The sequence below is a fragment of the Paenibacillus endophyticus genome, from assembly GCF_014192395.1.
Taxonomy (GTDB): Bacteria; Bacillota; Bacilli; order Paenibacillales; family Paenibacillaceae; genus Pristimantibacillus; species Pristimantibacillus endophyticus.
Genome location: NZ_JACHXW010000007.1, coordinates 1 through 13,089, shown reverse-complemented (window position 1 = coordinate 13,089; position 13,089 = coordinate 1). Strand labels below are relative to the sequence as shown.

The 13,089-nt window shown below is 48.2% G+C and carries 18 protein-coding genes; 17 read left to right on the top strand and 1 reads right to left on the bottom strand.

Features of this window, described 5'->3' with window-relative positions; all coding sequences use genetic code 11:
* Positions 1 to 133: 133 nt before the first annotated feature.
* The 11 genes from FHS16_RS13195 to FHS16_RS13145 all read left to right on the top strand — a co-directional run bounded on the left by FHS16_RS13195 (position 134) and on the right by FHS16_RS13145 (position 8,356).
* Positions 134 to 1,807: a glutamine--tRNA ligase/YqeY domain fusion protein gene (locus FHS16_RS13195; RefSeq protein WP_183562778.1), complete on the top strand. Its 1,674-nt coding sequence runs from the start codon at positions 134 to 136 to the stop codon at positions 1,805 to 1,807.
* Between the two features lie 271 nt (positions 1,808 to 2,078).
* Positions 2,079 to 2,678 carry a molybdenum cofactor guanylyltransferase gene (gene mobA, locus FHS16_RS13190; protein ID WP_183562776.1) on the top strand — a complete coding sequence of 200 codons (600 nt, stop codon included), beginning with the start codon at positions 2,079 to 2,081 and terminating at the stop codon, positions 2,676 to 2,678.
* Positions 2,679 to 2,759: 81 nt separating this feature from the next.
* Complete coding sequence (locus FHS16_RS13185) at positions 2,760 to 3,266, top strand: GNAT family N-acetyltransferase (protein WP_183562774.1); 507 nt, start codon at positions 2,760 to 2,762, stop codon at positions 3,264 to 3,266.
* Complete coding sequence (locus tag FHS16_RS13180; RefSeq protein WP_183562772.1) at positions 3,263 to 3,976, top strand: metallophosphoesterase; 714 nt, start codon at positions 3,263 to 3,265, stop codon at positions 3,974 to 3,976. The genes FHS16_RS13185 and FHS16_RS13180 overlap by 4 nt, the downstream gene beginning before the upstream one ends.
* 2 nt (positions 3,977 to 3,978) lie before the next feature.
* Positions 3,979 to 4,428: a VanZ family protein gene (locus FHS16_RS13175; protein WP_183562770.1), complete on the top strand. Its 450-nt coding sequence runs from the start codon at positions 3,979 to 3,981 to the stop codon at positions 4,426 to 4,428.
* Between the two features lie 46 nt (positions 4,429 to 4,474).
* A complete protein-coding gene (hisC, locus tag FHS16_RS13170; RefSeq protein WP_183562768.1) occupies positions 4,475 to 5,536 on the top strand; it encodes a histidinol-phosphate transaminase in 1,062 nt (353 codons plus the stop codon).
* On the top strand, positions 5,536 to 5,976 hold the full coding sequence (locus FHS16_RS13165; protein WP_183562766.1) for a hypothetical protein: 441 nt from the start codon (positions 5,536 to 5,538) through the stop codon (positions 5,974 to 5,976). The genes hisC and FHS16_RS13165 overlap by 1 nt, the downstream gene beginning before the upstream one ends.
* 255 nt (positions 5,977 to 6,231) lie before the next feature.
* Entirely contained in the window at positions 6,232 to 6,837 is a 606-nt protein-coding gene (locus tag FHS16_RS13160; protein WP_183562764.1) for a TetR/AcrR family transcriptional regulator, read from the top strand.
* Positions 6,838 to 6,843: 6 nt separating this feature from the next.
* Positions 6,844 to 7,224: a DMT family transporter gene (locus tag FHS16_RS13155; RefSeq protein ID WP_183562762.1), complete on the top strand. Its 381-nt coding sequence runs from the start codon at positions 6,844 to 6,846 to the stop codon at positions 7,222 to 7,224.
* 1 nt (position 7,225) lies between these two features.
* Complete coding sequence (locus tag FHS16_RS13150) at positions 7,226 to 7,549, top strand: DMT family transporter (protein ID WP_183562760.1); 324 nt, start codon at positions 7,226 to 7,228, stop codon at positions 7,547 to 7,549.
* A 126-nt stretch (positions 7,550 to 7,675) separates the two neighbouring features.
* On the top strand, positions 7,676 to 8,356 hold the full coding sequence (locus FHS16_RS13145) for a serine/threonine-protein kinase (protein WP_246431744.1): 681 nt from the start codon (positions 7,676 to 7,678) through the stop codon (positions 8,354 to 8,356).
* A 69-nt stretch (positions 8,357 to 8,425) separates the two neighbouring features.
* On the opposite strand, the gene FHS16_RS13140 is transcribed toward FHS16_RS13145, so the two are convergent.
* The gene (locus tag FHS16_RS13140) at positions 8,426 to 8,635 is read right to left on the bottom strand and encodes a ubiquitin family protein (protein ID WP_183562758.1); all 210 of its coding nucleotides are present in this window, start codon (positions 8,633 to 8,635) and stop codon (positions 8,426 to 8,428) included.
* Between the two features lie 290 nt (positions 8,636 to 8,925).
* Between FHS16_RS13140 and FHS16_RS13135 the strand changes: the two genes are divergently transcribed.
* From FHS16_RS13135 to FHS16_RS13110, 6 genes are all read left to right on the top strand, one after another.
* Positions 8,926 to 9,345: an RrF2 family transcriptional regulator gene (locus FHS16_RS13135; RefSeq protein ID WP_183562755.1), complete on the top strand. Its 420-nt coding sequence runs from the start codon at positions 8,926 to 8,928 to the stop codon at positions 9,343 to 9,345.
* Positions 9,346 to 9,418: 73 nt separating this feature from the next.
* Positions 9,419 to 9,730, top strand: coding sequence for a thioredoxin (gene trxA / locus FHS16_RS13130; protein WP_183562753.1), 312 nt, complete (start codon positions 9,419 to 9,421; stop codon positions 9,728 to 9,730).
* Positions 9,731 to 9,999: 269 nt separating this feature from the next.
* Positions 10,000 to 10,782, top strand: a complete 783-nt coding sequence (locus FHS16_RS13125; protein ID WP_312890884.1) for a glycosyltransferase family 2 protein — start codon at positions 10,000 to 10,002, stop codon at positions 10,780 to 10,782.
* A 60-nt stretch (positions 10,783 to 10,842) separates the two neighbouring features.
* Positions 10,843 to 11,187 carry a DUF2304 domain-containing protein gene (locus tag FHS16_RS13120; RefSeq protein WP_183562751.1) on the top strand — a complete coding sequence of 115 codons (345 nt, stop codon included), beginning with the start codon at positions 10,843 to 10,845 and terminating at the stop codon, positions 11,185 to 11,187.
* On the top strand, positions 11,187 to 11,531 hold the full coding sequence (locus FHS16_RS13115) for an EamA family transporter (RefSeq protein WP_183562749.1): 345 nt from the start codon (positions 11,187 to 11,189) through the stop codon (positions 11,529 to 11,531). The genes FHS16_RS13120 and FHS16_RS13115 overlap by 1 nt, the downstream gene beginning before the upstream one ends.
* Positions 11,532 to 11,566: 35 nt before the next feature.
* Positions 11,567 to 12,826: a phospholipid carrier-dependent glycosyltransferase gene (locus tag FHS16_RS13110; RefSeq protein ID WP_312890902.1), complete on the top strand. Its 1,260-nt coding sequence runs from the start codon at positions 11,567 to 11,569 to the stop codon at positions 12,824 to 12,826.
* Positions 12,827 to 13,089 lie beyond the last annotated feature (263 nt).

The window sequence follows — 13,089 nt, the reverse complement described above, 5'->3', positions numbered from 1 at the left end:
CGAATATATTTTCGCTGAAAGCGGGGTGCTTTCGTTTCTATTAACGGGCGCGATCTTGGGATAGTATTATAATTTTGCGGGAATTTGTGTATTATAAGAGGATAAATATTTTTCGTGGAAAGGTTGGTCGCAGATGGAGAATGCTGTAGAGAATAAGTCATCATCCTCGAATTTCATAAAAAACATTGTAGTCGAAGATTTGAAGAGCGGCCATGTGCAGGAAGTGGTCACGCGTTTCCCGCCTGAGCCAAACGGCTATTTGCATATTGGACACGCCAAGTCGATCTGTCTGAATTTTGAGCTTGCGGATGAATTCAAGGGCAGAACCAATTTGCGCTTTGACGATACGAACCCTCTTAAAGAGGATACCGAGTACGTAGAATCCATCCAAGAGGATGTCCGTTGGCTCGGCTTCGAATGGGATGACCTTCGTTTTGCATCGGATTATTTTGAAGAGCTCTATAACCGTGCGGTCCTGCTGATCAAGAAGGGCAAAGCATACGTCTGCGATTTGACGGCAGAGCAAACCCGGGAGTACCGCGGCACCCTTACGGAGCCTGGAAAAGAAAGCCCATACCGCAGCCGCACCGTAGAGGAGAATCTGGATCTGTTCGCGCGTATGCGCGCTGGAGAGTTCAAAGACGGCGAGCGAGTGCTGCGTGCCAAGATCGACATGGCTTCGCCGAACATTACGCTGCGCGATCCCGTGCTGTACCGGATTGCGCACACGCATCATCACCGTACCGGTGATGCATGGTGCATCTATCCGATGTATGACTACGCTCACCCGCTGAGCGATGCGATCGAAGGCATTACGCATTCCATCTGTACATTGGAATTCGAGGATCATCGCCCGCTGTACGATTGGACGGTCGCCGAGTGCGAGATGGCAGCAGTACCCCGTCAATATGAGTTCGCGCGTCTTAACGTGACGAATACGGTTATGAGCAAGCGGAAGCTGAAGCAACTGGTAGACGAAGCGGTCGTAGACGGCTGGGACGATCCTCGTATGCCGACGATCAGCGGTTTGCGCCGCAAGGGCTATACGCCCGAATCCATGCGCGCATTCTGCAGGGAGATCGGTGTATCCAAGAGCAATAGTCTCGTAGACGAGCGCAATCTGGAGCATTTCATAAGAGAAGACTTGAAACTGAAGGCGCTTCGCACGATGGCAGTTCTTCGTCCGTTGAAAGTCGTCATTACGAACTATCCGGAAGGCAAGTCCGAGCTGCTGGATGCGGAGAACAATGCAGAGAACGAGGAAATGGGCGTTCGCCAAATTCCATTCTCGCGCGAGCTGTACATTGAACAAGACGATTTCATGGAGAATCCTCCCAACAAATATTTCCGACTCTTCCCTGGCAACGAGGTGCGTCTCAAGCATGCCTACTTCATCACATGCCAAGAGGTCATCAAGGACGAGGCAGGACAAGTTATTGAGCTGCACTGCACCTACGATCCGAAGACGAAGAGCGGCTCTGGCTTTAATGAGCGCAAGGTAAAGGGCACGATTCACTGGGTCGAAGCGTCGCAAGCGGTAGCAGCGGATTTCCGCTTGTTCGAGCCGCTCATTACGAGTGAGGCTGAAGAGGAAGGCAAGCCTTTCCTTGAATGCATTAATCCGAATTCGCTTGAGGTGCTGCAAGGCTTCGTTGAGCCGAATATGAAAGAAGCAGCAGGCGGTGATAAGTTCCAATTTTTCCGTCATGGCTACTTCAATGTAGATCCTAAGGATACGACGGCAGAGAAGCTTGCTTTCAACCGAATCGTATCGCTGAAAAGCTCGTTTGATCCGTCCAAAGCCTAAGGGCATCCAAGGTGAAACGGCTATCGCCGTCCTTTGGCGGCGAGGCGCGTTTCATTCCGAGAAATATAGAGAATGTATAGCCTAAGGATATACTTTCCTATATTTGAACAAAGCCCGCCGAGCGCAGTCACTCGGCGGGCTTTGTTCATCTATAAGCATTTATATGTTTTCACCTATAAATGTGCTATCTGTCTCCGCGAAACGACTGCTTTTGCCACAGAGGACGGCGACAGCCGTTTACGCTTGTCTATTGAGGGGAATGAGAGGTCTGATGGGCGAGCGTCATATACAAGGCCTGCTGCTTGCCGGCGGGCAAAGCACGAGAATGGGAACGGACAAAGCGCTGCTGGACATAGGAGGCAAGCCGCTTGTATATCGGCTTGTAAGGCAGCTTGTTCATTTAACCGATCATGTGACCGTATCGGTTGGTCGACCTGAGCGGGAGGCGATATACCGCGCTAATCTAGGAGAATTAGCTGATACAGTGAGCTATATGAGTGATATCTATCCGGAATGCGGTCCATTATCGGGTCTTCATGCTGGTTTGTCGGCTATTGGCAGCGGGTATGTATTTGTGATGGCCTGCGACATGCCGCGGGTGTCGGAGGAGCTGCTCGCTGCGTTAAAGGCACATATGGCGCAGGGAGCGGATGTGATTCATGTCAAGGGCCAGCCTTTTCATGCGCTCTATCATGCCGGAACGGCCCCGGATATCGAGGCGTCGCTGAAAAAGGGAGATTTGCGGCTAATGGGCTTGTTGAATGGACTCCGTACCATAGTAGTTGGACCGCAACAGCCGAATCACATGGCTACGTTTATTAATTTGAATACGCCGGCTGAATACATTAATTATATATCTGACAATTCGTGATGTGATATAATTTGTCAAAGTTAACAGCATTCAAACGCAAGGGACTTAGTGACTAACATAGAAAGGTAAGAGGTGGCGAGCATGACCAGACAGCTACAGTATGAAATTATGGATGCGCAGCTAAGCGAACTGGAGCGTATCGTTGATATTTATAATGCTACGATTGCAAGCAGAATGGTCACGGCGGATTTGGAGCCGGCCACGGTCGCGAGCAAGCGGGCTTGGTTTGATGACCACTCGGCTGATTTCCGTCCGCTGTGGGTTTTGCGAATAGAGGGAGAAATTGCTGCATGGTTCAGCTTTCAATCCTTCTATGGCCGGCCAGCCTATCTTGCCACAGCGGAGATCAGCATTTATATCGCAGAGCCATTCCGGAAGCTGGGGCTAGGATCTATTCTTATTCAGAAGGCGATAGACGAATGTCCGCGCTTAGGGCTGCACACCTTGCTTGGCTTCGTATTCGGACATAATGAACCAAGTTTGGCTCTCCTCCGGAAGTTCGGTTTTGAAACATGGGGTCATCTCCCCAAAGTTGCCGTACTTGACGGCATAGAGAGAGATCTTGTGATCTCGGGGAGGCGCGTATGAAGCGAACCCTTGTCATAAGCGATATTCATGGCTGCTATTCGCCGTTCAACGATTTGCTCGAGCGAATGAATTATTGTCCGGGTGAGGATCAGCTCATGCTGCTTGGCGATTTTGTTGACCGCGGACCCCGCAGTCGCGAGGTTGTAGAGCAGGTTGCAGGTTTGGTCAAGAATGACGGCGCTATCGCCGTCCAAGGCAATCATGACGAGCGCTTCGTGGATGTGATGCTGGAGCGGAGCGAGCAGGCGCTCATTAAATTTGAGGGACATGGCGGCAGGCAGACCGCTGAGAGTTATGCCGGTGCGACCCAGGGCGCAATCGGAGACATTATTGATCAGGCAAAGGCCGCCGTTCAAGAACGCTACATGCATCATATGGCATTTCTGGATCAACTGCCATATTATCATGAGGATGAGCACTTCATCTACGTACACGCCGGGCTTAACCCGAACTACTTGAATTGGAAAGAGCAGCCGTCCAGAGATTTTCTTTACATCAAGGAGCCTTTCCTAAGCAGGCCGACTAATGTGGCCAAGACCGTCGTCTTCGGCCATACCAAAGCGATTGATATCCATGGCAATCCGAATATATGGTTCGGGCCGGGTAAGATCGGCGTTGATGGAGGATGTGCATCCGGCCATCAGCTTAACGGACTTGCGATAACGGGTGCCGATGAATTTCAAACCTATGCCGTGCCTTGGAGACTGTAGGAATGCGGTTATACCCGAAAGCATATTCCAGGAGCGTATTGCTGAATTTATTTCTTACCGCGCTTGCGTGCGGCTACGTGCTTGTCATGTGTTGGCTGTTGTTTTATCGGAATCGTTATTTTGGAGAAGGCTATAGCTATAATTTAGTTCCTTTCTATACCATTAAAAAATATATCATTTATCATGATCATTTTAATTTTGATACGTGGTTCAAAAATCTATTCGGAAATATTATTCTCTTTATCCCGATTGGCGTGTTTTTGCCCTTATTGAATAGAAGGTACAGCAGCGGATTTGCTCTTGCGGCAGCTTCGATCATTATCATTACGGCAGTAGAGCTTATGCAGATGCTATTGCGTGTGGGCAGCTTCGACATCGATGATATTATTCTCAACACATTCGGCGCGCTGCTCGGCTTGCTGATTACGAAGCTGCTCATTCATGCAAGCTAAGCTCCTCCATGTAAAACGGAAGCTAAAACGAAAGGAAGATCTACCATTGAGTAAATTCTGGAGTCCGCTAACCGCATCGCTCGTGCCGTATGTGCCAGGCGAGCAGCCGAAGGACAAAACGTACATAAAGCTGAATACAAATGAGAACCCTTACCCACCTTCACCGAAGGTTATTGCGGCTATTAAGAATGCTGCCAATGCTGATCTGCGCTTATATCCGGATCCTACGTGCGAGGATCTTGTGAAAGCTGCTGCTGCCTATTACGGTCTGCCTGCAGGACAGGTGTTTGCCGGAAATGGCTCGGATGAAATTTTGGCGTTTGCATTTGCGGCGTTTTTCGATCCTGCAAAGAAGCTTCTGTTTCCGGATATCACTTATAGCTTCTATAAAGTATATGCCAAGCTTTATGGACTCCGCGCGGAGCTTATTCCGCTGGACGAGCAGTTTCAGGTTCGAGTCGAAGACTTCCGAGTAGATAACGGCGGGATTGTCGTGCCTAATCCCAACGCGCCGACTGCGGAGCTGCTCCCGCTGGATGATATCCGCAAGCTGCTGGCAGACCATCCCGATCAGGTCGTCATCATCGATGAAGCCTATATCGACTTCGGAGGACAGTCGGCTATCGAGCTGATTGGCGATTATCCGAATTTGCTTGTCGTGCAGACGCTATCGAAATCGCGTTCTCTGGCAGGCCTGCGCGTTGGTTTTGCTTTTGGCAGCGAAGAGTTGATTGAGGGTTTGAATCGCATTAAAAATTCGTTCAATTCCTATACGATCGATCGGCTTGCGCTGGCAGGGGCGGTTGCTGCTATCGAAGACGACGATTATTTCAAGGGTACGACGGCAAAGGTTGTCGCTACGCGGGAGCGTGTAACGGAGCAATTGCTCGCGATGGATTTCAAAGTGACCGACTCCAAAGCGAATTTTGTATTTATTTCGCATAACAGGCTGGAGGCGCAAGTGATTTTTCAGCAGCTTAGGGATAAAGGGGTATTGGTTCGCTACTTCAATCAGCCGCGGATTGACGGTTATTTGCGGGTGAGCATCGGGACGGATGAAGAAATGGATGCGTTCATCCAAGCGCTGCAAGAAATAGTGGGCAAGTAATGGAAGAGGCAGTGAAGGAGCAAGCGTTGTTCAAGCGCTCGATGCGAATCGTACTGCTGTTAAGCTTGATTTATGCGGCTGCGGGAAATGTGTTTTTGTACACGGCCTATTTCAATAGCGGTATCGTCAATAACAGCTATATCATATGCGCGCTGATGGTTGTTGCTTTTTCCGTACCCATTGTGAAGTGGTTTCGCAACCGTCATTGGTATTTTCCGATTTTTATATTCCTATTCTGGATTCCGTTCAGCGTGTTGCTCGCATACATGCTGAGCCAGGTTCTTCCGTTATCCCGGAATGAGACCGACTTTGGACTGCTGCTCGTGTATTTCCTTATTCTTAATGTAATGATCATGCTGCTTAGCATAGCGCTCGGGATGCTTATCAACGCGGGATGGCTGCTTCGGGATAGGTACAACCGGGCCAAAAAACAAAACTGAATGTAAAGCCGTGCAGGCCCTCTGAGCAAAATGGGTCTGCGCGGCTTTTTTTGATTTATAAGAATTAATAGGTTTTCACATATAATTGCGCTTATATATCTCCGCGAAACGACTGTTTTTGCCACAAAGGACGGCTACAGCCGTTACGCTTAAGCGGATTAAAGCCTTGACTTTTGGGACCGATCGTCTTACAATCACTAGACTAACTAACGTTCGTTAGGCAAGACGAGGCGATACGTTGCGGAGGGATTTCCTATGAGTACAGAGCCTACAACCTCGGAGAAAATCAAGCAAGCTGCGCTAACGATGTTTACCGAGTCCGGCTACGAAGGTGCGGCGCTTTCAGAAATTGCCAAGGCGGTGGGCATCAAAACTCCGTCCATATATGCGCATTATAAGTCGAAGGAGCAATTGTTTGTTCAGTTGATTCAAGAGGTGATCGCTGAAGAACGGAAGCAGTATATGGAGCTCCTTGCCGAAATGGAGCAGGAGCCGGTTAAACAGCAGGTGTATCGATTGTTTGCTTTTTTCACCGACCTGAAGCATATGTCGACTGGCCAGGCATTCTTGAAGCGCACGATTCTCGTGCCGCCGCGGCATTTGCGGGATCAGCTGAGACAAGATTTTTTGTACTACGAGAACGAGCTGACCGTGGGTATCGTTAAGGTGCTGCATCAAGGCGCCCAAGAGGGCTTGTTTGATGGCGCGGAAGAAGAACGGCTTATTGCTGCGTTTTATGTGTGTGTCGACGGTATGCTTGTCGAGAACCAATTATATGCAGAAGAGCTATTCGAAAAAAGAAAAAAATTAGTTTGGCAATCATTGTGGCAGCTATGGACGATGACAGCGAGAGAGGAATGAGTAAGCATGCAGTGGGTATTTCTATTGTTAGCCGGAGTTCTTGAGGTAGGCTGGACGTTCGGTCTCAAATATTCGGAGGGCTTCACGCAGCTCGTTCCGAGCATCATTACCATTATCGTGCTGGCAGCCAGCTTCATGCTGTTTGCCCGCGCGATGAGAACCATTGAAATTGGCGTAGCGTACGCGATGTTTACGGGAATCGGTACGGTTGGTACGGTCATAGCAGGCATATTCATACTGGATGAACCGGCTGATTTCTGGCGTTTGTTTTTTATCGCGGTACTCGTGGGCGGTATTGTCGGCTTAAAGCTCGTATCGAAGGAGAAGCCGGCACAAGATGCAAAGGCAAGTGAAATCAGCGTAGAGCACGAAAAGGTGGGTTCATAATATGGCTTGGATCTTTTTGATCATATCGGGGTTAGGCGAGGTAGGCGGCGTTACGTTTATGAAGCTGTCGGACGGCTTTAAGCGCTGGAAGGGCACGGTTGGTGCGATAGGGGCAGGCTTCGTTAGCTTTTTCTTCTTATCCAAAGCGCTGCAAACCATCCCCATTAGTACTGCTTACGGCATTTGGACGGGGATCGGCTCAATCGGCAGTGTCATATTAGGCATGTTTGTTTTTGGTGAATCGAGAGATTGGCGGAAAGTGTTGTTTTTATCGATGATTATTTCAGGCGTCATTGGTTTGAAGGTAGTAAGCGGAGGCCATTAAGTCTCGCGAAAGGGCAAAGACCGTGGCGGAGAGCTGATAAGCTTTCTGTCGCGGTCTTTATTTTTCTGCTTGCTGGTCTTACAATGTAGGAAACAGTGTTCGCAGGTAAAGAAAGAAGGAATTAGTATGTTGGATGAGAAGGAATTGGACGGGCTTATCCGGCTAGTGGAGGATAGCTTATTGTCGAATCTGGTGCTTGGCAGTGTTGACCCTGCTGATCCCATTCGTGTAGACGACACTCCGCAGGGCTGGAAGCTGTTGGGGGCTGGCAATTATGCTGGTGTATTTACGCACCGCGACCATTCGGATATTGCGGTGAAGGTATATGCGCCAGGGCGTGAAGGCTGGGAGAGCGAATGCGAGGTATATTCCAGGATCGGCAGTCATCCCGCTTATTCCGAGTGTTATCATGCGGGCGATCATAAAGGGCATTTTTACTTGATTCTAAAACGATTGAAGGGCAAGACTCTCTACCAGTGCATTATTGACGGGGTTATTATTCCCCAGAAGGTGATTGCGGATATTGATGAAGCACTCGATTACGCAAGATTGCGCGGATTGCACCCGCATGATGTGCATGGCAAAAATGTCATGATGCAGGACGGCCGTGGCATTGTGCTTGATATTTCAGACTTTTTGAAGGAAGAGCCGTGCACAATGTGGGATGATCTGAAAAAAGCCTACAACAAAATTTATATGCCTTTTTTATCCAAGAAGGCGATTCCGGTTCCGGAATGGGTACTCAACGGTGTGCGTAAAGGTTATCGCTTCGTAAGAAATTCCTCGGTTATCGGACGCTCGTCCTAATCGACAGCGAGAGCAGCGGCATTCGAGAAGAATGCCGCTGCTTGCTTTTAGCTTTGCTGCGTGCCCGCATTAATGCTCCTCGTCAAACGCATCGAGCAGAACCTTTGCAAGATCGGCGTCCTTCTTAAGCACATGAATCCGTCTCAAGGAATTGCCTTCAATGGTAATTTTGGATTTCAATCCATTTGCCTTGAAGTGGGCCTCCAGTCGGTCAATAAGCTCCGCTCTAGAACCGCCTTCCGTACGAACGGGTATCCATCGATTCCAAAATAATGCCATTATGTGTCACCTCCTTAAAGTTTTACAAAGTAAAACTAGTTTAGGAAGCATGTGCCTACCCGGTTTGGTGCGGCCAAACCGAAAGAGGAAGCACCTTTCATATTTATTCGGAGACATCGCTCAAACATGACTGTGCATCAAAAAAAATGTTGCGATTCCGATCCAATAATTGAGTAGAATAGCGGAGTGAATCCTTCCGCATGCTAAGAAAGCGATTTGGCGTCCTGTCTATTGACAACTTTAACTGTAACTGATAAAATTACAGTACAAAGCAGGGAGGCCCTTAAACAGTGAACAGCGAATTTACGATTGCCGTACACAGTCTCGTTTACTTGGCTTATTTACCGGACAGAATGGCTAGCAGCGATATGATTGCCGACAATGTCGGTACGCACTCTGCTCGCGTCAGGAAGGTAATGGGTGGTTTGCGACGCAGCGGATATGTGGATACACGTGAAGGATCGGGAGGAGGCTACAGGCTGACGATTGATCCGAATGTGGTAACATTGGCTGATATTTATCGAGTAATGGCACAAGGCTCGCTAATTCCGAGCTGGTGCTCGGGCAATCCAGAGATGGATTGTGTCGTGGGATCGAATATGAATCAAGTGATGTTCGGTATATTTTGCACGGCGGAGAAGCAGCTGGAGAGTCATTTCAGCGCGATAACGATTCAGGATGTGTTGAAACAAATTCACGCTTGCGAATAGCGAATCGCGTTTCAACAAGCGGTGAGACGGGTATTCCCTTTATCATACACATTGTTTAGAGAGGATGATTGAAATGGCAGTAGCATTGACGAAAGAAAACTTTAACGAGAGCATTCAAAACGGCGTTTCCCTTGTAGATTTCTGGGCACCTTGGTGCGGACCTTGCAAAATGCAGCTTCCGATCGTAGAGGAGCTTTCCACTGAGCTTGAAGGTCAAGCCGTAATTGCAAAAATCAACGTGGATGAGCAGCCTGAGCTTGCTTCCCAATTCGGCGTAATGAGCATACCGACTTTGATTCTTTTCAAAGATGGCCAGCCTGTTGACAAAATGGTCGGCGTTCAAAGCAAAGATGCTTTGAAAGCGAAAATTTCCGGTCAGCTATAAGCAACTTTTTCCAATTGAATACCGTCTAAATATCGTCTGGTATCAGCCAATGGCTGTTCATCAGACGATATTTTTTTCATGAAAGCCATTTGTCTACCAAACATAAGTTACTATTTTTGTTAACTTATGGTTGATAAAAAGGCTTGAAATGCACATATTTTACACAAATTCACAATCGTATCGGTTGCTTTCTAATAGAGTTGTTAGTAGAATTAAACTAATTGTGCGCTTTAGCGTACTCAAATTTTGATTTATGGAGTGGTGATGAAGTGAACGCAGTCATGACGAAAAAGGACAGCAAGATTACCGGAGAGTCTCTGCGGCAAGGGTTGACGTCTTCAAAAATATTGATCATTATTCCGGCTTATAATGAGGAACACAGCATAAGCCATGTGATCCAAGATGTGAAGAAGCATTGCCCGTCTGCTCACATATTAGTCATCAATGACGGCTCGAAGGACCGTACCCGTGAAGTAGCGGAGGCAAACGGCGCGGCTGTCATCACACTTCCAACGAATTTGGGTATTGGCGGCGCCATGCAGACCGGCTATCGTTATGCACATCGTTACGGCTTCGATGTTGCGGTTCAAGTAGACGGAGACGGACAGCATAAAGCGGAACAGCTGCATCTTATTTTGGACCCGGTGCTTAATGGAAAGGCTGATTTGGCGATCGGCTCCAGATTTATTGAGCAAACAGGTTTCCTTTCTTCGGCATCGCGGAGAGCAGGCATCAAAATCTTGTCCACGATCGTCAGCGCGATGACACATAAACGCGTTCTGGATGTAACATCGGGCTTCAGAGCAGCCAACAAACGGGCAATCGCGGTATTCCAAAGTGATTATGCAACTGACTATCCGGAAGTGGACTCCATTGTGCTGATTCACCGCAGCGGCCTGCGCACTAGCGAGGTTGCGGTCGTGATGGACGCGCGCACGGGAGGCACTTCATCAATAAATGCAGTACGTTCGGTGTATTATATGGTAAAGGTAACGCTGTCGCTGTTTATTCGCAGCTTGAAGGCAACAAAGCCGGTAGAAGTTCAATCATAGAGGTACCAGAAGCTGCGAAGCTTCAATACAAGGTCGTGATAGCTTGAAGGAGGATACACCATGCAAGCCTTGTGGATTATCACAAGCGTTGTTTTTTTGTTTGTACTTATTATGTTGATTAACCGTCGGCTTCTGCGCGAGCAATATTCGATGCTGTGGCTGTTGTTCGGCGTTGTTATGCTTATTTTATCCGTCCGCGTACAGATTATTGACGCTTTGGCGGATGCGGTAGGAATCGATTACGCGCCGGCACTGCTCTTCTTAGTCGGCATTTTGTTTTGCATTGCGCTCATTCTGCATCTTACGGTCATCGTATCGAAGCTGTCCGAGAAGGTCATTCGCCTTACACAGGAGCTTGGCATCTTGCACCATGAATTGCATGAACGCAAAAGGTCGGATTCCTAATGGCATATATCGTATTGTTTTTAAACATTCTGCTGCTTGTTTCAGGACAGCTCTTATGGAAAACAGGAATGAACAAGCTGGACACGGCCAAAGGGGATTCGTGGGTATCGCTTTTGTGGTCGCCGCATATATGGTCAGGGCTTGTATTATACGGTGTCGCTACTGTGATGTGGCTTTACGTGCTGAAGAAGCTGCCGCTTAGTTTGGCCTATCCGCTGCAAAGCTTGGCTTATGTCATTGCTTTAATTGCAGCTGTATTTATATTTCATGAAACAGTGCCGCTGCAGCGATGGATCGGTGTTGCCATCATTTTGGCAGGAGTCATCGTACTCGCTTGGAAATAAGCTGTTCGGGGCATAGAGGAGGATTTACGGTTTTGGTGGAATGGGTTAAGAAAAACAAAGCATGGACGATTGCGATCATTCTTATATTTCTGCTTGCAGGCTGGTTGAGAGCGGATTTTCTTACTTCGGTAAAGCACACCGTATCGCATGATACCAAGTATTATGACGAGATGGTGCATCGACTGATCGACAAAGGAATCTATGCCTACAAGGAAGAGGTTTCGAATGCAAGGGTAACGCCGGGCTATCCATTATTCATGGCCGGGACTTACCTGCTTGCCGACGCGTTGAATGTCGAGCCTTATCCGTTAATTAGATGGATTCAGCTTCTCATAAGTGTAGCTACTTTAGCTCTGATTTACGTCATAGCCATGCTGGCTACGCGCAACAAATGGGTAGCGATGCTGGCTATTATAATTGGAGCGGTCTACCATCCCTTTATTTGGGCGACAGGCGCTGTATTGACAGAGACGCTTGCTTTATTTTTCTTAATGGCCTATCTAGCTATGCAGCTCTATGCTTTCCGTACTCAGCGAAAACGGGACGCGGCATTTGCAGGCGTGCTGCTCGGCTTGACGGTGTTAGTGCGGGCAGAGTTTCTGCCGCTATTCGTTCCCCTATACGGCGTATTCCTTCTTCAACAATGGTTCAGACGCCGATCTGGACTAATGGAAGCGACAAGATCGAAATGGGAAGTTGCAAAAAAAGTGGTCTTGCTTGGCGTTATTACGGGTCTATGTGTGACGGCAACGATGCTTCCATGGTGGATTCGCAACGCAGTGACCTTGCATGAATTTGTGCTTACGGCTTCGCAATCGAATCCGTTCAAAGCAGGTACATACCCCAATAAGGATTATACAGACAAAATCGTTGATCCAACGGGCCTGACTCAGGATGAGGTGGCTTGGGCAAGAATTAAAGCGGGGTTCACGCAGCAAACCTGGAAGTACGTGAAGTGGTATACGGTAGGCAAGCTCGAGTATACGTACAACCGTATGTTTTTCGGTTCTGGCCATGAACCGGGGTTCACGGTGTATCCGAAAGGCCATAATTTTCATCAGCTGATCGTATACAGCAGCCTTATTCCGCTTCTGTTTCTGCTGTGGCGCTGGAGGCACCCTGCCGCGATGCTGGCGGTAGTCATTTTCATTATGTCTTTGATCAGACTGCTGTTTGTGCCTGAATACCGATATAATTTCACGGTTATGCCGTTGTTTATCATTTTATCGAGCTGGCTTGCCGTCTATCTCCTGCAGCGGATCAAAAATGCGGTCAGGCGAGGGAAAGCTGCTTAGCCGTGCAAGTAACTAATTGGAGAAGACTGCTGACGGACATGAGTCCGCCGGCAGTCTTTTTTTAAATGACGAATTGTAATATGAAGTGCGACAGCTAGATGAACAAAAAAAAGCCCATGAATGGATTCGTGTAAAATGGAAGTTACCACACAACCATCATTTACAGGAGAACCCAACATGAGCTACTCCCATCTTACCATAATTGAACGAGGACAACTAGAAGCGCTGCATCGATTAGGCTGGTCTTGCCGCAGGATTGGGCA